This window comes from Nocardia sp. NPDC020380, assembly GCF_044386975.1.
Classification (GTDB): Bacteria; Actinomycetota; Actinomycetes; order Mycobacteriales; family Mycobacteriaceae; genus Nocardia.
The window spans coordinates 256,585-275,128 of the sequence record NZ_JBIRVQ010000001.1; the positions used below are offsets into that span (position 1 = coordinate 256,585).

Annotated in this window: 17 protein-coding genes; 6 read left to right on the forward strand and 11 right to left on the reverse strand. The window is 68.3% G+C overall.

The window, feature by feature from the left end; translation table 11 throughout:
• Window positions 1–13: 13 nt before the first annotated feature.
• The 3 genes from mshB to typA form a co-directional block, all read right to left on the reverse strand.
• Window positions 14–904 (reverse strand): N-acetyl-1-D-myo-inositol-2-amino-2-deoxy-alpha-D-glucopyranoside deacetylase, encoded by an 891-nt coding sequence (mshB, locus tag ACH438_RS01155; RefSeq protein ID WP_396999815.1) that lies wholly within the window; start codon window positions 902–904, stop codon window positions 14–16.
• The gene (locus ACH438_RS01160) at window positions 901–2,646 is read right to left on the reverse strand and encodes an ABC transporter family substrate-binding protein (protein WP_397000707.1); all 1,746 of its coding nucleotides are present in this window, start codon (window positions 2,644–2,646) and stop codon (window positions 901–903) included. Before ACH438_RS01160 ends, mshB begins: the two co-directional genes overlap by 4 nt.
• A gap of 174 nt (window positions 2,647–2,820) precedes the next feature.
• The gene (gene typA / locus ACH438_RS01165; RefSeq protein WP_396999817.1) at window positions 2,821–4,716 is read right to left on the reverse strand and encodes a translational GTPase TypA; all 1,896 of its coding nucleotides are present in this window, start codon (window positions 4,714–4,716) and stop codon (window positions 2,821–2,823) included.
• Between the two features lie 179 nt (window positions 4,717–4,895).
• Between typA and ACH438_RS01170 the strand changes: the two genes are divergently transcribed.
• Together ACH438_RS01170 and ACH438_RS01175 are read left to right on the forward strand one after the other, a co-directional pair.
• Window positions 4,896–5,072 carry a hypothetical protein gene (locus tag ACH438_RS01170; protein WP_396999819.1) on the forward strand — a complete coding sequence of 59 codons (177 nt, stop codon included), beginning with the start codon at window positions 4,896–4,898 and terminating at the stop codon, window positions 5,070–5,072.
• A gap of 20 nt (window positions 5,073–5,092) precedes the next feature.
• The gene (locus ACH438_RS01175; protein ID WP_396999821.1) at window positions 5,093–5,386 is read left to right on the forward strand and encodes a 4a-hydroxytetrahydrobiopterin dehydratase; all 294 of its coding nucleotides are present in this window, start codon (window positions 5,093–5,095) and stop codon (window positions 5,384–5,386) included.
• On the opposite strand, the gene ACH438_RS01180 is transcribed toward ACH438_RS01175, so the two are convergent.
• Window positions 5,328–6,548, reverse strand: coding sequence for a mannosyltransferase (locus ACH438_RS01180; RefSeq protein WP_396999823.1), 1,221 nt, complete (start codon window positions 6,546–6,548; stop codon window positions 5,328–5,330). The two genes, ACH438_RS01175 and ACH438_RS01180, sit on opposite strands and share 59 nt — an antisense overlap.
• A 301-nt stretch (window positions 6,549–6,849) precedes the next feature.
• Between ACH438_RS01180 and ACH438_RS01185 the strand changes: the two genes are divergently transcribed.
• Window positions 6,850–7,638: a hypothetical protein gene (locus ACH438_RS01185; protein WP_396999825.1), complete on the forward strand. Its 789-nt coding sequence runs from the start codon at window positions 6,850–6,852 to the stop codon at window positions 7,636–7,638.
• Window positions 7,639–7,740: 102 nt separating this feature from the next.
• Complete coding sequence (locus ACH438_RS01190; RefSeq protein ID WP_396999827.1) at window positions 7,741–8,109, forward strand: hypothetical protein; 369 nt, start codon at window positions 7,741–7,743, stop codon at window positions 8,107–8,109.
• A gap of 67 nt (window positions 8,110–8,176) precedes the next feature.
• On the opposite strand, the gene ACH438_RS01195 is transcribed toward ACH438_RS01190, so the two are convergent.
• The 4 genes from ACH438_RS01195 to ACH438_RS01210 form a co-directional block, all read right to left on the reverse strand.
• Window positions 8,177–8,902, reverse strand: a complete 726-nt coding sequence (locus ACH438_RS01195; RefSeq protein ID WP_396999829.1) for a DUF1906 domain-containing protein — start codon at window positions 8,900–8,902, stop codon at window positions 8,177–8,179.
• Between the two features lie 324 nt (window positions 8,903–9,226).
• Window positions 9,227–10,624 (reverse strand): hypothetical protein, encoded by a 1,398-nt coding sequence (locus tag ACH438_RS01200; protein ID WP_396999831.1) that lies wholly within the window; start codon window positions 10,622–10,624, stop codon window positions 9,227–9,229.
• 157 nt (window positions 10,625–10,781) lie between these two features.
• Window positions 10,782–11,414 (reverse strand): CHAP domain-containing protein, encoded by a 633-nt coding sequence (locus tag ACH438_RS01205; RefSeq protein WP_396999833.1) that lies wholly within the window; start codon window positions 11,412–11,414, stop codon window positions 10,782–10,784.
• A gap of 128 nt (window positions 11,415–11,542) precedes the next feature.
• Window positions 11,543–15,322, reverse strand: coding sequence for a BTAD domain-containing putative transcriptional regulator (locus tag ACH438_RS01210; RefSeq protein WP_396999835.1), 3,780 nt, complete (start codon window positions 15,320–15,322; stop codon window positions 11,543–11,545).
• Between the two features lie 143 nt (window positions 15,323–15,465).
• Here ACH438_RS01210 and ACH438_RS01215 point away from each other — a divergent pair, with 143 nt between their 5' ends.
• A complete protein-coding gene (locus tag ACH438_RS01215) occupies window positions 15,466–15,945 on the forward strand; it encodes a hypothetical protein (protein ID WP_396999837.1) in 480 nt (159 codons plus the stop codon).
• A 7-nt stretch (window positions 15,946–15,952) separates the two neighbouring features.
• Here ACH438_RS01215 and ACH438_RS01220 read toward each other — a convergent pair whose 3' ends face one another.
• From ACH438_RS01220 to ACH438_RS01230, 3 genes are all read right to left on the reverse strand, one after another.
• Window positions 15,953–16,480: a hypothetical protein gene (locus ACH438_RS01220; protein WP_396999839.1), complete on the reverse strand. Its 528-nt coding sequence runs from the start codon at window positions 16,478–16,480 to the stop codon at window positions 15,953–15,955.
• 232 nt (window positions 16,481–16,712) lie between these two features.
• Window positions 16,713–17,393 (reverse strand): GNAT family N-acetyltransferase, encoded by a 681-nt coding sequence (locus ACH438_RS01225; protein WP_396999841.1) that lies wholly within the window; start codon window positions 17,391–17,393, stop codon window positions 16,713–16,715.
• 288 nt (window positions 17,394–17,681) lie between these two features.
• On the reverse strand, window positions 17,682–18,107 hold the full coding sequence (locus tag ACH438_RS01230; protein ID WP_396999843.1) for a MarR family winged helix-turn-helix transcriptional regulator: 426 nt from the start codon (window positions 18,105–18,107) through the stop codon (window positions 17,682–17,684).
• A gap of 80 nt (window positions 18,108–18,187) precedes the next feature.
• On the opposite strand from ACH438_RS01230, the gene ACH438_RS01235 reads away from it, so the two are divergent.
• On the forward strand, window positions 18,188–18,442 hold the full coding sequence (locus ACH438_RS01235; protein ID WP_396999845.1) for a hypothetical protein: 255 nt from the start codon (window positions 18,188–18,190) through the stop codon (window positions 18,440–18,442).
• The last annotated feature ends 102 nt before the right edge of the window (window positions 18,443–18,544 follow it).

An 18,544-nucleotide genomic window follows, 5' to 3' on the forward strand; every position in this document is an offset into this window, starting at 1 on the left:
ATCGTTCAGTCTCTCATTCCAGCCCGGCGAAAAGATCATGTTCACGACCGTCGGGACCCACCGGGCCCCGCTCGCCGCGCACCAGGATGTAATGCTCCTCCGGCAGCACCGGCTGCGCGATATCGTTCGACAACGCGAACTCGCGGCCCGACGGCGCCACCGTCACCTGGGTGGCATGCGCGCGCAAGGCTGCGCGTTTGGCGGCCAGTCCCGGGGAGACGTCCACCGTGGTGGTCACCGATTCGGTGGGGACGCAGGCCAATTCGCCGGTGTGCGGCAGCCGCCAGCCGCGCGGCAGCGCACCCGGCAGCTGATCCACCGTGCGCCGCTTCAGCGCCTCGGTGTGCATGGCGAGCACCGCGCCGTCGGTGACGGTCCAGTACACCTTCGGCACCGTCCAGCCCCACTCCGCGGCCGAGTCGACGGCGGCCATGGTGATCTCGTGCGCGCGAATGTGATCCGGATGCCCGTAACCGCCACGCGGGTCGTAACCGACCAGCACTCGCGGCCGCAGCTCCAGGATGACCTGCACCAGCGCGTCTACCGCGGCCGCGCCGGAATTCACGAAGGCCCGCGGATTCCGCGCGGACGGCGTGCCCGCCATGCCGGAGTCCCGCCAGCGGCCCGCGCCACCCAGGAAGCGGGGTGCGGCGGCGTCCAATTCGGCCAGGGCCCTGGTCAATTCGGCGATCCGGTAGCCGCCCAGCTGATCGGCCTGATCGTTCACCAGCTGCGCGTACTCCTCGCCGATGACCTCGCCCTCTTCACCGAGCGTGCAGGTCACGACGGTGACGGGCACGCCCCGCTTGCGGTACAGCGCGATGGTGCCGCCGGTGGTGATGGATTCGTCGTCCGGATGGGCGTGCACCAGCAGCAGCCCGCCGGTCTCCTGCGGATCGGTCACGGCAGCCGCCGCCAGTTCGCGGCGTCACCGAAGATGCCGGTCTGCACCGCACCGCTCAGCGACGCCCCGTCCACGCGCGGACCGGCCGCGGCGACCTGGGTGTCCTGCATGATGGGCAGCGCGGTCGCCATATCCCACAGCTTGGGTTCGGCATCGCCGATGGCCTTGGGCACGTCGATGCCCTTCAGCGCCTGATCGATCTCCGGCTGCAGGGTGGGATCGCAGACGCCGGACAGGTTGGACGGGGCCTTCTTCGCGCCGTCCACCACCGTCGAATCGTCCTTGCTGCCGGGCGGTTCCACCGGCGGGCAGCCGAAGCGCGAGGCCAGCACGGTCGCCGGATCGGAACCGGCCCGCTCCCAGCCGAGCACGGCGTCGATCCCGGCATCGGTCAGATCCTTGCCGTACAGCTCGGACGCCGACACGCTGCGCACGATGACATCGATTCCGGCACTGCGCAATTGGTCCGCCGCGGTGTTGGCCACCGCCAGCGTGGTGACATCACTGTCCACCGTGCCGATGCGCACGGTCAGTGTCTTCCCGTTCTTGACGATCGGACGCGGTTGCGGCGCAGGCGAAGTCGTGGACCCGGAGGGCGGCGTCTCGGGCGCCCGGCCGAAACCGGCCTCGGCAAGCAATCCGAACGCCTCGTCCGAGCTGATGCGCGGCGGCGCGGTCGGCGCGTACCCGGGATCCGAGGGCGACATCACCTGCGCCCGCGCCGGTTCCACCCAGCTGCCGGTCTGCGCGCCGACCGTGGCCAGCAGCGTCGGATCCAGCAGTCCCAGTACGGCTTTGCGCACCCGCACGTCGGCCAGATCACCGGTGCGGCCGTTCAAGACCAGCTGCATCTCCCGTGACTGCGCCATGATGGCCGTGCGCACCGACGGGATCGCGGCCAGCTGCGCCTGCAGCGCCACGCCGCCGTGCACCAGCGCCATCTGCGCGTCACCGACCCGCAGCGACTCCGCCACCTGCGCGGGAGTTCCGCCGCGGCGCAACAGGATCTGATCCGGTACCGCCGGCTGACCCCAGTAGCGGTCATTGCGTTCCAGCAGCAGTTCCTCGCGGCCGCGGTCGGCCTGCTTGATCCGGAACTGGCCGCCGGACACCCGGATGGTGTCCATCAGGCCCTGTTCGAAACCGGAATCCTTGATCAGATGCTGCGGCAGCAGATCCGTGAACAGTTGCCGCCAGGCGGGATACGGCTCGTTCATGGTGACGACCACGGTCTTACCGCCCGCGGACGAGCTGACATCCGAGATCAGCCGGTAGCCGGCCGGATCCACCACGCCGGGCTGCGTGATCATCTGCTGCCACAGGTATTTGAAGTCCTCGGCCGCGATCGGGGCGCCGTCGGACCAGGAGGCGTCGTTCTTGATCTGGTAGGTGATGGTGAACGGTTCCTGCGCGGTCACATCCGCGGAAACCATGAACGCCGGATCCATCACCCAGTCGATGCCGCCGGGCACGCCGGGCGTGGGCTGCGGCCGGAAGGGGCTGGGCAGCACCATCGATGCCACCGCCGAGGAAGTGGGCGACTGCTGCGATCGCAGATGCGGATTGAACCCGATCCCGATGTCGTCCACCGCCACCGTCACCGAAGTCTTGCTCGGCTTGGCGGGTGTCGTCTTCGGGCTGTCGGTGCTCTCGATCGGCGGCGGCGGATTCGCGGTGCACCCGGTCGCGACACCCAGCAGGATCGCAACCATAAGCAGCACCGCCCGCATCGTCGCGCGCATCGGGGCCCCCGTTCTCACGTCCGGCACTCTACTGGATCACCTCTCCATGCCCCGGTCGCCGACGATATGCCCGCGATGCGCGCTCGCGCCGACGCTGAGCGCCGGCGCGAGCGGGTGGATCTTGCAGGGGTTTCAGGGGTGAAACCCCTGAGGGCCCCAGGGAGTTGGGACTTCCTACTGGACGGCGCGGTCGCGGGCCTTGCGGCGGGACAGCTCGCGGCCACGCTCGGTGGCACCCAGGATGACCTTGCGCACGCGCACGATCTGCGGGGTGACCTCGACGCACTCGTCGTCGGTGCAGAACTCCATCGCGCCTTCGAGATCCAGCTGCAGCGGCTTGGCCAGGGTCTCGAACACGTCGGCGGTGGCGGACCGCATATTGGTGAGCTTCTTCTCACGCGTGACATTGATGTCGAGGTCCTCGGACCGCGGGTTGATGCCCACGACGTGGCCCTCGTAGGTGTCGGCGCCCGGCTCCACGAAGAACTGGCCGCGGTCGGCCAGCTGGATCATGGCGAACGGCGTCACCGAGCCCGCGCGGTCGGAGACCAGCGAGCCGGTGTGGCGGGCGCGGATCTCGCCGGCCCACGGCGCGTAACCGTTGAACACGGCGTTGGCGATGCCGGTGCCGCGGGTCTCGGTGAGGAAGTCGGTACGGAAGCCGATCAGGCCACGCGACGGCACGATGAACTCCATGCGCACCCACCCCGCGGAGTGGTTGCTCATCTGGACCATCTTGCCCTTGCGGGCGGCCAGCAGCTGGGTGACGGCACCCAGGTACTCGTCGGGGCAGTCGACGGTCAGCTCTTCGAAGGGCTCGTGCACCTTGCCGTCGACCTGCCGGGTGACCACCTGCGGCTTGCCGACGGTCAGCTCGAAGCCTTCGCGGCGCATCTGCTCGACCAGGATGGCGAGGGCCAGCTCACCACGGCCCTGGACCTCCCAGGCGTCCGGGCGGCCGATGTCGAGCACGCGCAGCGACACGTTGCCGACCAGTTCCTGGTCCAGGCGCGACTTCACCATGCGGGCGGTGAGCTTGTGGCCCTGCACCCGGCCGACCAGCGGCGAGGTGTTGGTGCCGATGGTCACCGAGATGGCGGGCTCGTCGACGGTGATGCGCGGCAGCGCGACCGGGTTCTCGACGTCGGCGAGGGTGTCGCCGATCATGATCTCCGGGATGCCGGCGATGGCGACGATGTCACCCGCGACGGCTTCCTCGCCCGGCTGACGCTCGACGCCGATGGTCTTGAGCAGCTCGGTGATCTTGACGGTCTTGACGCCGTCACCGTGCATCCAGGCCACGTTCTGGCCCTTCTTCAGGGTGCCGTTGTGGATGCGCACCAGGCCGATACGGCCCAGGAACGGGGAGGCGTCGAGGTTGGTGACGTGCGCCTGCAGCGGCTTGGTGGCGTCGCCCTTGGGGGCGGGCACATACTTCATGAGGACCTCGAACAGCTCGTCGAGGTTCTCGGCGTCCGGCACGTTGCCGTTCTCCGGGCGCTTGGTCGACGCCACGCCGGCGCGGCCGGAGGCGTAGAGGACGGGGAGGTCGAGGGCCAGTTCGGCGGCCTCGGAGGCTTCGTCGTCGAGATCGGAGGCGAGGTCCAGCAGCAGGTCGTGGCTCTCCTCGACGACCTCTTCGATGCGGGCGTCGGGGCGGTCGGTCTTGTTGACCACCAGGATCACCGGCAGCGAGGCCGCGAGGGCCTTGCGCAGCACGAAGCGGGTCTGCGGCAGCGGTCCCTCGGACGCGTCCACCAGCAGCACGACACCGTCGACCATGGAGAGGCCGCGCTCGACCTCACCGCCGAAATCGGCGTGGCCGGGGGTGTCGATGACGTTGATGACGGTGACCGAACCATCGGCGTTGTGCCGGTGGACGGCCGTGTTCTTTGCGAGAATGGTGATGCCCTTCTCGCGCTCCAGATCACCGGAGTCCATCACTCGGTCGACGAGTTCGGCGCGTTCGGCGAACGCCCCGGATTGCCTGAGCATCGCGTCGACCAGTGTTGTCTTGCCGTGGTCGACGTGCGCCACGATGGCGACGTTGCGGAACTCGACAGACGACACGTTAGATTCCTCCTGGTACAGAGTTTGGGAGCCGGCCCGGGCGGTGAACCCGAATACATGCGAGGCGCGTCTCGTCCTTGAGACATGGCGGATCCCACCGGGCATGCGGCCTGTTACACATTACCCGTCGTCCGAAGTCACAGGTTTCGCCCCCTCCGAGTTAGGTTAAGCTAACCAACATGGGCAAGGTGAAGGCGAAGCACGTCGCGCGGCTGAAGCCGAAGAAAAAGTGCTGCCGCAAGAAGACGCGCTGCATCAAATGCCCCGTGGTGATCATGCGTATGCAGAAACTCGAGGCCACGGGCTGCTGTGGCAAAGAACTCAAGAAGGGCCTGAAAGCCGCACGCGCCGCATGAATCCGGAGTAGACCGGGAGTATGAGTACCGCGCTGCTCTCCGAAGAAGAAATCGCCAAGGCCCTCACCGATCTGCCCGAATGGACCCGCACCGGCGACAGCATCAGCCGCACCGTACAGGCGCCGTCATTCCTCGCCGGAATCGAATTGGTGCGCAAGGTCGCCGAGGCCGCGGAAGCCGCCGATCATCATCCCGATATCGACATTCGCTGGCGGCGAATCACTTTCACGCTGTCCACGCATTCCGCCGGTGGTCTCACCGGACTGGATGCGGCACTGGCTCGGGAGATCGATCGGCTGGCCGCGCAGAGCTGAGCCGGCCGACGTAGATCAGCCACGCGAAGGTCACCAGCACCCCGAACACGTCCACCGCGCCCAGCCAGGAAAGGATGGCGGGCCGCGGAATGGTCCAGATGGACGATTGCGCGAAACCCAGCACCCACGGCACCCCGATCACCGTGTTGACCAGCCAGAAGCCGGTCAGCACGCGGGCGCCGGGCGCCTTTCGCAGCGGACCGTACACCAGCCACAACATCAGCGGCAGCAGCCAGATCCAGTGATGCGACCACGAGATCGGCGACAGCATCAGGCCGAACAACTGCACGATGAGCAGGGTGCCGAGCCGATCGTCGGATCGCAGTGTGCGCCAGGCGAAGTACGCGAGCACCGCCGTCACCAGCACCGCCACCAGCCAGACCGGCCCGGACTTCACATCGTGACCGGCGAACCGGCTGAGCGCGCCGCGCAGTGACTGATTGGTCGCCGAGCCGACCGGGCCGATCCGATTGGCGTCGCCAAGCAGTTCCCCGAAGTACTTGCGGGTCTCCCCCGGCGAGATCAGGTAGGTGAGCCCGATGGTGCCGAAGAAGACCACGCCCGACCAGATCGCGCTCGCCCAGCGCCGCCAGGCCAGGAAGGCCAGTCCGGTCACGGCCGGGGTGAGTTTCACGCCGGCGGCCGCGCCGACCAGCGTGCCGGACAGCCACCATCTCGTGCTGCGCACCGCGAGCAGGGCCAGCAGTACCAGGAACACGTTGACCTGGCCGTAGTCGAGCGTCGAGCGCACCGGTTCCAGCCAGAGCCCCAGCGCCGACCAGGAGACCGCGACCGTGCGCCAACCCTGTTCGCGCATAGCGTCTTTCCCGACGATCATCTCCAGCGTCAGCCACACCACGGCGCACAGCGCGGCCACGGTCGCCAGCACCCAGCCCACGGCCACCACCGAGAAGGGCAGGAAATGCAGTGGATAGAAGACGAAGGCCGCGAACGGCGGATAGGTGAAGGGGAGCGGGAAGTCGGGGGTCTTGCTCGAATCCGTGTAGTCGTAGAGGTGCCCGCTGCCGAGGTTCGCCGAACCGTCCACGTAGACATGGAGATCCACGAAGTTCATGCCGTTGGGCAACAGCAGTACCCACGCCAGGCGGGCCAGCACCGAGATGCCGAGAGCCCAGGCGGCCAGACGGAGGTGTCGATTCACGGCGCGGACTTTCAGAGAGGCGGCGGAGGAACCGGCCGGATTTCCGGCGGGCGAGCGGAACGCGTATCAGCGTAGTGGCACCCGCGAGCGCGCGAGGCGGCGCGGACCTGCGGCTGTAACATTTGCATCACTGACCACAGTGGTAACACCATTTCTGGTCGCGTGTTCGATAGCGTGACGCGATGGAGGACTGCAAGATCACACTGTGGCTGTACAACAGGGCAGCCCGGTCCCTAGAGTGGCGCGGAGCGATGACTCCATCGCCACTAGATGTACCCGAATGGTAAGGACGGCTACACCAGTGCTTCGCACCCGAGGACAGCGGATCGCAATGTCCGCGCTGGCCATGGCAGCCTGCGCCACCGTCGTCGTGCCCACCGCGGCGAACGCCAATCCCGCGCCGGCACAGCAGGTCTCGTCGTCCATCCCACTCGTGCCCGAGGGCGTTCCGGTCGATGCGCTCGCATCCCTGATTCCCGCCATCGTGGGTGCGGCCGCCGGCCCCGCCGATATCGCCGCGCCCGGTCCCGGCCAGACCATCCTCGATCAGGCCAAGCAGATCCTTTCCACCCTGAACCTGCCGCCGCAGGTGAAGACGACGCTGAACGCGATCATCGCCTTCCTCGACGGCAGCAACGGTGGCGGCCCGGACATCCCGAAGAACGGTCCGGTCATCGCCCAGTTCCTGTGGCCGACCATCGGCAAGGGCTGCATCAGCCCGACCGCCGATTCGGTGGGTACCGCGCTCGCCGTCCCGGGCCCGGCCACCCTGCCGCCGCCCGGACCCGCCGCCGGACAGGCCGGTTTCGTGTTCACCGCGCTCGGCACCAAGGGCCCGATCCCGGTGCAGGATCCGCCGATGACCGTGCAGTGGCTGAACCTGGACACCCGCGCCACCGGCACCATGAACCTCACCGATGACGCGCACATCAACCCGGGCGGACCGGCCACGCTGTCGGCCATCGCCAATACCGGGTCGGGCCGCGTCGTCGCGCTGGTCTCCGGCTCGCTGACCACGCAGGCGGACGAGGCGTCGCAGCCGATCACCTGCTCGTTCCTGCCGACCATGGGTTTCTTCACCGTCGCCTGACGATAACCGGCACGTCCGGCCCCCATTCGATCCGGCGACAGGCCGGGATGGATGGGGGCCGAATCATTTCGCGGCCCCGGTTCCTGTGGTAGACCGAGAGGTATGGCCGCTGTGAAGAATTCTTGGCGGGGACTGCAATCGCGCCGATCGATCCTCTCGATCCGCTCGGAGGGTTCGATTCTGTCTATCGGCTCGGCCTATTCGATCCTGTCCATCGGCAGCGTCGGCTCGGTGCTGTCGATCGGATCGGCCGGTTCGTTCGGCTCGATCATCTCCTCGGCCTCGTTCGCCAGTCTGGGCTCGGCCTTCTCGGGGCTGTCCCGCTGGTCCATGTTCTCGTGGGCCGGTGACCGGCAGGCCTTCGGCGAGCGAGTCGACTACGACGATCCCGAGGACCGTCTCCCGCGCCTCCGCGTCGTCCCCGAGGAACCCGACCTCGTGAACGACCCGACCTGCCACTGCCAGACCTGACCTCCCCTTTTTCCATTCGAGCCCGCTGCCCAACGGGCAGCGGGCTCGAGGGTTCCGAGAGGTGGAATTACCACCATTGGCCGTACTGCGGGGCCAGTACGGCATTGACGTCTACGCCGATGCCGTCGAGAGAGCGCTTGTCGATCTCGAACTGGTGCAGGTTCGCGTCGGGGTGCACGTAGCCTTTCGGGCTGCCCCAATTGTGTTGCCAGAAGAACGAACACAGACCCGCATCGCGGATCGAATCGATGGTGGGCGAATTGGCGTACACGCCGGTGCGCCCGTGTCCGATGACCGTCTCCCAGCCGCGTAGGTAGGGCTCGATCATCGAGTCGAAGTCGTCGTCGCTGGGGTTGTCGTCGATCGACGCGTAGATCGGCGCGTTGTCCGGTCCGCCGGCCGTCTTGTGCAGCAGCAGACCGCGTGTCGCGTGTTTGATGCCGGCTTCGAAGCCGCCGCGCCAGTCCGCGGTCGGGCCCTTGCCGAACTGGTAGCAGGACACGACGCTCAGGCCGGCCGTGCGCAGGGCATCGACTTCCCTTGCGAGCAGCGGTTTTCCCTCCATCCATTCCGCCCCCGGCCGCCGGTCGGAGACGTAGCGGATGACGCCCATATGGCCGTCGCCGCTGATGGCCTGGGGGCTGGGCACGCCCTGCGCGTAGTCGAGGAGGGTGCCGAGAGTCTGTTTGGCGGAGGCGGTTCCGGCCGGCAGGGTGAGCCCGGCGGTGACACCGGCCGCGACGGCGGCGGCGCCGGACAGGAATGCCCGCCGGCTGACATGGGTATGGCGCATCACGGAACTCCTTCGCACACTCGCTTGGTCGAACTTGCCGGTCGAAACGCAGCGAGGAGAAACCTCGCGCAACCGGTGGATCTACATGCGGCGTGCCCGGCGCACCTTCCCCGATGATCAAGATCAGCTGCTGGACAGCAGGATCATCAGTGCGCCGGGAGCCCTAACGCGTCCCCATTTCACCACATTCACATTGGAATCGCCAGGCTCACAGGGCACACAGTCACCACGAGTCCCATAGATGCGTATTCGGACGAACCGAAATGTCAGCGAATGCCGGGCAAGTGACCGGACGCGGACGTCCCGGAACCAGTCTCCCGTGCTCTAGACCCGAGTGCCGTTGAGGCGCGCCGCCACGTCGATGGTGCGCCGGGACGGGTCGGCAACCTCGCGCCGCACCACGGCCGCCACCTGCGCCGCGATCTGCTTGCGCATGCCGGCGACCTTGCCGAGGGTGGCGGCCCGCCAGCCCGCCGCCGTCATCTCCAGCGTGATGTCCTCGGCCTGCGGCGGCACCGCGTCGATCACGATGAGCAGCGGATCCGCGGCCCGCGCGGTCAGCGCCACCGGCACCTGCACCTCGGCCTTGTACCGATTCGACTGCAGCACATCGACGGTGATGTCGAGGCTCACGGGAATCGTCAGATCGAATCGCACCAGCCCGGCGTCCGAGGCCCCGGTCGCCACCGCGTCCCGGTCCGCCGCCTGCCCCGTGGCACCGCCCGATCCTCCTGCGGCAGTGGCCGATCCGCTTGCGGTATTGCCCGCGCCCCCTGCGGCACTACCGGATTCTCCGGCCTGCGCGGCAGCGACCGCCTGGCCCGATGACGTGGCGGCGGAACCACCGCCGCCCGGAGCGGTATTCGCGGTGGCCTGCCGCTCCGCTGCCGGTCGCACTTCGGCGATACGCGGCGGTGCAGGGCTTTCCGGCTGCGACCGTTCCGGGCCGGCCTCGCTGATCCGGGGTAGTCGCACGGCGCCCTGCACGGACACCTGCGCCTTGTTACCGGGCCCGGTGCGCAGCGGCCCGACCTCGATCGGCTTGCCCGCCAGGGATTCCACGACTTCCTGCACGCGGTCGACGGTCACGATGCGGCGGAAGAAACGGTGCCCGAACTCGTCGTAGCCGATCCATTCGTGGGTGGGCCGGCCGCGGTACGGCGATTCGGTGCCGTTCAGGATGGCTTCCACGTCGAAGGTGCGGCCGCGCTGCGAATCCGGGTCCGCCAGAATGGCATTGATGCGATTGGCGACCTCGCGCTGCACCAGTACGGCGATGGGGTCGAGCAGCAGTTCCCAGGCGGTGCCGATGGCCTGCGCGCGCATGACGAAGCTGACGTCGCGGCCGGTGACCGGGGGAATGTCGATGACGATGAGCAGTGGATCGGCGGTGCGGGCGTGCATGGTGAGGTCGATTTCGACGACCGCTTCCAGGCGTAATCGCTGGCCACCGAGGGTGACGTCCACGCGTAGCTTGACCGGCAGCATGACATCGAAGTGCACGTGCGGCCCGCGCCTGATCACGGTGGGTTTCCCGATGCTGCCCTTGGCCACGAAGCGGGCCAGGCCCGCGGGGCCGATACCGAACGGCCCGATGGTCATCCCGCGTCCGGCGACGCCCGCGACCGCTTGTTCGATGCGTGACTCGGTGACCGCCGCCGCCACGAAACGCTCGCCGAATTCGGCGTAATCGATCCAAGTCGGATGGTCGGACGACGTCATCAGCTACTTTCGTCGGGCGGGAGACCCCTGTCCTGCCGATGAGGGGGCAGCAGGACAGGGATCGATCGGCGATGCTGCCGGGCACCGCCGAAACCCATCGTAGGCGGAAGATCGGCTGAGTCCCACCCTCCGCCCCGCGTGTTTCCAGAATGTGGAATCAGCGTGTTCCCAAAACGCCGTAGCCGGCCAGTCCGGAAATGTCAGCGAGCCGGTACTTGTGGATCCTGACCTCGCCCATTTCATTCCCACCCACGGTAGTGAGGGTGTTCCCGTCATCTGCCACAACGATATTCGTATGCTGATGGAACGGACTGGCGTCACCGTACAGCACAACATCCCCTACGCGCGGGTGATATCCGGAGTTCGCTTCCTGGAAACGATTCTGTCCCCGGAAGTACGTCTCCAGCGTGTAGACACCGGGAATCCGCCATGATCCCGAATTCGGATTGGACAGCGGCTGCCCGGCGTCCCGCATCACCCAGCTGACGAAGTCGGCGCACCAGGCTTCGGCATTGCCCTCCGAGTATTTCGTACCGGGCGGTTGCGCCTGGAATTCACGCTTCAAGGTGTCGACAATACGAATCTGTGAGTCGCTGAGCTGTGTCTCGTCGACGGCAGGAAAACTGCGTTCCCGTTCCCCGACAATGGCTGTTGATTGCCTTTGCCACCAGCGCATGCCGACCACGCCACCGACGGCTACGGCCGCAATGACCACGATCACCGCGGTCCAGCGCAAGCCGTGCCGCCGCCGCGGTCTTTCGCGCGGGGTCTCCTGTTCCAGCACGCTCATCCGGTTCCTCCCCGTTCTCCCGGCCGCACGTCGGCCCCCACTCATTCGACGTGCGAGCGCGGCCGCGAGTTCCCGGGCCGCCGCCTGCGACCGGATACGAGCAGGTAGCGGCCTGGAACACAGGCGGTTCAGAGCCGCCGGATCAGCCGGGCGCGACCGGCGGGCCCGAGCTGCCCGGCGTCGATCAGGACCGGGCCGGTGGTGAGCCGGGTGAGGTCCTCCTGCAACCGCTCCCGCAGCTGCTGTGCGGCCTCGCGATGGACCGCAGCCTGGCCCGGGTCGCCGAGGTAGTCGGCGAGCTCGGCCAGGATCTCGTCCATCGGGCCCAGCGACGACGCACCGGTCTCCAGCCCGCAGACGGTGCCCGCGTAGGGCAGCAGGTCCGCGTAGATGGCGCGGGCATCCTCGGGTTCGTCCAGGGTGATGGCCAGCCGGGCGCGTACCCCGGTGAACGTGGACCAGAACTGCGGGGCCAGTGGCGGCGCCGCGGCGAGCACCTGCCGGGCCGCGTCCGGTTGCCCGGAGTGCACCAGGGACAGGGCATAGCCGAACACGAAGAGTTCCGGTTTGAGCGCGACGCGTTCGCCCAGGTCCGCGGAGAACGGGGAGAGGTCGTTCTGCAGCCAGCCCAGCGAGATGGCGACGCCGATGTGCAGCGCGTCGGGATTGCGCGACGGTTCGGCCGCGCCCTCCTCCGAATGCGCGACGATCCCGTCGGCGTCCCGCGACCCGCGGTCCAGCAGCCGCAGTACCTCATCGGTATTGCCGCGCAACAGTTCCAGCACCATCCCGAACGGCGCGATGGCGTCGAGCAGGTGCCGGAGCTGACCGTCGGTGGCGTATTCGCCGGCGCAGCGGGCGTGTTCGGCGGCCGCGGTCAGATCGGCGTCGGCCAGGGTGGCGCGGAACAGCAGATAGTGTGCGAGCGCCCGGAATTCGTTGAGCCCGGCCTCGGTGGCCAGGCGCAGCAGGCGACCGGCGTGGGTCCGCAGCCCGTGCGCGCGCTGGAACCCGCTCGCCGCGAAGGCCGCGAAGGCCTGCGCGTTCAGCGCCGTGCACAACAGATCCGAATCGCCCAGCGGTTCGGCCAGTTCCACCGCCAGGTCCGCGGCGGCGTGCGCGCCCGCCGGATCGTCCAGCGCCCGATCGAAAACATTGGTGACCTGCACGCGAATTCGCGTCGTCAGCGGCAGTTCGGGATCCGCCAGCGCGATCCGCAATGGCTCCCGGATCCGCGGATCCGGGGTGTGCCAATCGTGCACCGACCAGATCAGGGGCGTCGGCCAGCAGGTGGCCGCCTGCGCCAGCAGCGCTGTGCCCCCGAGTGATTCGGCCAGATCGAGGGCCTGCTCCCGCGCGGCCCGGGCCGCGAAATGCTGTCCGTCGTACGCCAGCGCGGTCACCAGCTCACATCGCGCCTCCAGCAAGGCGATGCGACCCGTCCGCTCGGCCGTCGCCGCCGTATGCCCGGCCATATCGTGCAACGCCAGTACCGACCGCCACCGCCGCACGGCATCGGCCCGCATCCGGCGTTCCACACACCGCCACGCCGCGGCCCGCACGAATCGCAAGGCCACCACCGCGGTTTCGGCATCCGCCCCCAGCGCCGCGTGATGCGCCATCGCATCGATATCCCACCCGCGCACCGGGATTCCCGCCAGTTCGGCCTGCCACCGTCCGGTGTTCGTATCGGCCGTCACCGCGGTCCCGCTTCGAAGGTTGTGCGACTCTTCTGATCCAGCGGCCGTCGTGCCGAATTCGCGCAGGCTGGTGGCAGCCTCGTCGACCCCACGCAACGCCGCCACGACCCTGGCGCGCCCGCCGGGATCGGGTGTCGGCTCGCCTGGCCCGTGCCACTCCACCGAGTCGGTCGACGCGTCCCCCGGCGGCAGAGCGGCGAAAGGTGAAGCCGCGGCGCCGGACTCGAACGGGTCGGCCGCGACTTCGTCGGCTCCACGCAATGCGGCGACGACTCGGTCTCTCCCGGACACGCTCGTCGGATCCCCGCCGAGCGCGGCGAGGCCCGCCGACGCGGTGACCGCGGCGGTGGTGTCCGCTGCTGTGCGGCAGAGGAGTTCGAAGGCGGACCAGTGCATGCGGGTGCGCCGGAGAAGGGGGATGCCGTAGTAGACGGCTTCGCGGACGAGTGCGTGGTCGAAGGTGATGCGGCCGCTGCGTTCGGCGCGGAGGAGGCGGGCGGTTTCGGCCGCCGCGATCAGGTCGATGACGGTGTCGGGGGTGTGTCCGGCGGAGGCGGACAGCGTGGTGATGTCGGTGTCCTCGCCCCAGACGGACATTTCGCGGAGGAGTTCGATGACCGGGGCCGGGAGGGCGGCGATGCGGCGGCCGAGGAGGTCGCGGACGCTGTCGGGCAGGCCGTCGGTGGTGCCCTGGCTGGCAACGAGTTTGGCGAGCTCACGCACGAACAGCGGGTTGCCGCCGGTGCGGCGGCGCAGCAGTTCCACAGTGCGGTCGTCGACGTCGAGGAGCCCGGCGGCCAGCGCGGCGCGGCGGGTGCCGGCCAGGTCCAGGCCGTCGAGTTCGATGCGGTCGGCGGTGAACAGGGCGAGCGCGGCGGCCGTATCGCGCACGCCGGGTGCGGCTTCGCTGCCGCGCAGGGTGGCGATGATGAGGATGGGCCGATCCCGCAGCCAGTTCACCACCTGCCGCAGTACCTGCAGGGTGGCGGTGTCGGCGCCGTGCACGTCCTCGAGCACGATGACGATGGGCGCGTCGGCGGAGCGTTCCCGGCAGGACCGCACCACGCGGCGCGCGAGGGTGAACGCGTCTGCGGCGGTGAAGGTTTCCGGATCGGCGGCGTCGAGGCCGGTGAGCACTTCGGCCCAGGCCCAGGCGGGCGGTGCGCCCTCGACCTCCGGGCAGCGACCGAACACCGTGGTCCAGGATCTCTCGGCGAGTTGTCCCGTAATCGATGCGGCCAGTGTGGTTTTCCCGGCTCCGGCTTCCCCGGCCAGCCATACCAATCGCGCCTGACCGGCCGCGGCGCCCTCGGCGGCGGTCAGCAGGGCGGCGCGCTGGGCGGCATATCCGGTGTCCGGCACGGGGTCCGGGGTATGCACGGGTCCGCGGATCTCGGCGGGGATGGGCAGGGCGACCACGGGGGCTTCGGTGTCCACGGAGTGAGTGAGGATGGCGTGTTCGAGGTCGCGCAGTCCGGGTCCGGGGTCGACGCCGAATTCGAGGGTGAGGAATTCCCGGCTGTGCCGCACGGTGGCGAGCGCGTCCAGGGATTGCCCGAGCCGGTACTGGGCGACGGCGAGCAGCCGGGCGCATTCCTCGCGGCCGGGGTATTCCTCGAAGATGGGTCGCAGGGCCAGCACCACTTCGGCGGGCCGGTTCATTTCGAGTGCGGCCTGGGCGCGCAGTTCGGCGGCGGTGAGCCCGAGCGCCATCAGCCGCGCGGCCTCCTGTGCGGCCCAGGGCATTCCGGCGAAGGATTCGAAGGCGGTGCCGTGCCAGCAGGCGAGGGCGGCGTCCAGCACCCGGCACTGCTCGATGGGGTCGGGTCGCCCGGCGGGGTCGCGCATGGTGGCCTCGTGCCCGTGCAGGAGCTGCTCGAAGTGCCAGGCGTCGACCTGTTCGGGTTCGAGATTCAGCGCGTACCCGTGGGATTCGGACACGATGACGCGGGAGCGGGCCCGCCGCGGCCGGTCGGGTTCGAAGACCCGTCGCAGGTTGTGGATGTAGACCTGGAGGGCGGCAACGGCTTTGGTGGGCGGATCCCCGTGCCAGAGATCGTCGATGAGTCGTTCGGTGGGCACGACCCGCCCGCCCGCCGCAACCAGCCTGCCGAGCACCGCACACTGCATCGGAGCTCCGGGCGGCACGCGCTGCCCGTCGATACTGATGTGCAGCGGGCCCAGCACCCCGATCCGTGTGACCGCCATGGCGCCGTACGACCCCCGAACCACTTTCGAACCAAACCGAACAGGATCAATATGGCAGAAATTCTGCGAGAGCGACCACACTTGTGATCCGGCTTAACTCGATACGAAGTCAGCCCGAAGAGAAATACAGCACACTGCTCAGGGTGTTCGACCCCTCCGCCCCGCCGGCTGCCGATCTCGCGGTGCTGCACAGCCTTCCGCATCCGGCCTGCCTGCACGATGCGGCCTTCGACGTGGTGGCCGCGAACAGGGCGTTCGTGGAGATCTTCCCGGGTACCGGTGCGGGTGCGAACCTGATGACCGGCATCATGCTCGATCCGATGGCCCGATATCGGCTGGGCGACTGGGAATTCGAGGCGCAGCTGATGGTCTCGACGTTCCGGCATCTGGCGCCTGGCCGGGTCGCGCCGGCGCGCATCGAGGAGATCCTGAACCTGTGCCGCCGCTCCCCCGAGTGGGATCGGCTGTGGAACGAGAACGAAGGCGCCGAGGCCCCGCGGGAGCGGACCGTGCTCATGCACGAGCCGGAGACGCGCCGGGAGATACGGCTGTACGTGCAGACCTTCCTGTTCGAGTCGCCGCAGCGGCCGTGGTGGCTGCTGACCCTCGTGCCCTTCGAATAGCGAGTGATCAGGCCTGCGCCGCAGGCACTTCGAACCAGCCGTCCTCCGGTTCGGCATAGCCGTGGTACATGAGCGGTATCCGCCGGTCCACCCCGAAGTGCCGGTAGACGGCGAGCATGGCGCCGCGCACCGCGTGGTCGTGGAAGTCGTCGATCCGCCGGGCGCCGAGCCAGTGTTCGGGTAGCAGCGCCAGCCGTGTCATCTCGTCGGGGTCGTCGGTGTCCAGGCCGAGTGGTTCGGCGTCCGCGATGTAGTGGTCGTGCAGGATCGCGTGCGCCCGGTGCGGGTCGTGCAGTCCGGGGCGGAAGGCGAGGTATCGGGTGCGGATGGCCGGTGAGGTGTGCTGCGCCTGCAGCCAGGAGACGAGGGCGGGATCGGCGCGGGGTGTCCGGCGGGCCGACAGCGGGACCTGTTCGAGCAGGTGCAGCACGCTGCCGCCGCGGACGCGGGGTTCGGGGACGAGGAACAGGCTGAGGACCGGGGATCCGGACATGATGTCCGCGAGGCAGACCTTGGTGTGCATGGGGTCGGGCATGCGGCTGATCCTTCGAGGAAGGGGGGCCGGACAGTGCGTGTGACGAGTGTGCGGCCCCGCGCCCGGTTGCTGGCTTCATATCCGAGGTCGTGCCGGCCGCCGAGTCACCCGACTCGGATCGATCTCCTCGGCGCCGACCTGTGCAACATCGGGAATTATAGTCGCCGAACATGAGTGGGACCGATCGGTCTTCCCCGATCGGTCCCGTGGCCATCCGCCGATCGGCGCGCGGTTACGCGTCGATCAAGCGGTTGGCGGAGGTTGCCGGGAGGGCCGCCAGCTGTCCCTCGATGGTAACGCGGACGGCCGGCCATTCCTCGTCGAGGATGGAGTAGAAGGCCGTGCTGCGAACCTCCCCGTCGAGGCCCCGGGAATGGGCCCGGCGGACGCCGTCGCTGGTGGCGCCGAGGCGTTCGATTGCCATGCGAGAACGGACATTACGGACATCCGCCCGCATGGCAATGCGCCGCACGCGCCACACATCGAACGCGTGCTGCAGCAAGAGCAGCTTGGACTCCAGGTTTATGCCCGCTCCGCGGGCCTCCCGGGAGAGCCAGCTATTTCCGATTTCGGCCGCATCGGGGACCGTGAGCAACGGATCCCCGGTCGGCATTCCGTGCACCAGCGGCCACACCACGGGCCCCTGCCAGTAGTCGAATCGGGTGAACCGGGTGGACCCCAGCACCCGCCCGCTGGCGACGGCGATGATGGCGAAGGCCAGCGACGTGCCGGCGGCGTGGCCGGCCAGCGCCTGCGCCACATAGTCCAGCGCCTCGTCCACTCCGTGCGGGACGGGCGTGAACGAATAATCGTCACGATTCCCGGCCGCTGCCTCCGCGAGACCCGAAGCATGCTGCGGCGCAAGGGGTTCCAGCCGCACCAGGCGGCCGGCGAGAGTTACGGGTACAGGCACGATCCCTCGATCTTTCGGAGACGGTCGGGGGCCCGCGTCGGGCATTTGCCGCCCGGCTACCTACTCCGGATTCGACGAACCAGCCCTGGCGCGCCAGTAGCAGCATCGGATAGATGGATGAACGATAGCGGAACAGCACCGCACCGCACCGCAGGCGGAATGTTAATTTCATGCTCCACACCGCGCGTCGCGATGGCGTGTTTCAGAAGGTCATTCGCCCCGGTCGGGGATGGGTTCCAGCAAATGCATGGCAATCGACATGCGGAGGGTGCGCGGACCCCGGCGGCGCTAGGTGCCGGCGGTATCCGAGACGGGCAGGCTCGCGGTCAGATGATCCAGTATCGGAGCGAGACGGCCCAGTTCCGCGAGATGCAGTTCACTGAGTGCCTCCAGGCGCTGTTCGCCGAGGGGGGTTACCGCCAATCTGACCACGCGCGAATCATATTCGTCCCGGACGCGTTCGACCAGACCGGCTTCGACGGCGCGATCCACCAGCCCCACGACGCTGTGATGCCGCACCGCGAGATGGTCGGCGATATCGCCGATGGTGGGCTCCCGCTCGTCCGGATGACCCGTGATGGCCAGCAGCAGTTGATGTTGCGCGGGCGTGAGACCGACCTGACGCGCCTGTTCCTCGCTCCAGCGTTCGAACCGGCGCAGCGCGGTCCGGAACGTCAGGAGCGTGGTGTAGTCGCGTGGGGTCAGCTTTGACACGGACGTAACCTTACTTGCTCGTATCGCACTACGATATATAAGTATCGTAGTGCGATATTCGCCCGGAGGAGTGAAGTTCCATGGTCTTGGACGTTCTGGCTTTCTCCGCGGCCGCGGTGGCCCTGGCCGCCGTGGTCGCCATGCTGGCAATCGGCCTGTCCGACCTCTCCAACCCGCCGACCACGACCGTGTGCCGGCGCTGTTCGCGATGGATGATCGATACCCGCCACCAGCCCGAACCACTCTGCTCCCGCTGCCGCGAACGTCATGTCCCCATCCCGGGATTCGACATCACCGTGCGACGCAAGGAACAGCATCACGCGCCCCAGCGCTGAGCACAGCCCGCGCCCGGAATCCTGAAGCCCCGCTGAAAACGGCGGACCCACCCCGATCACAGTTCAGTGCGCCTGGTAACTATTGCACTGAACACGTATCGC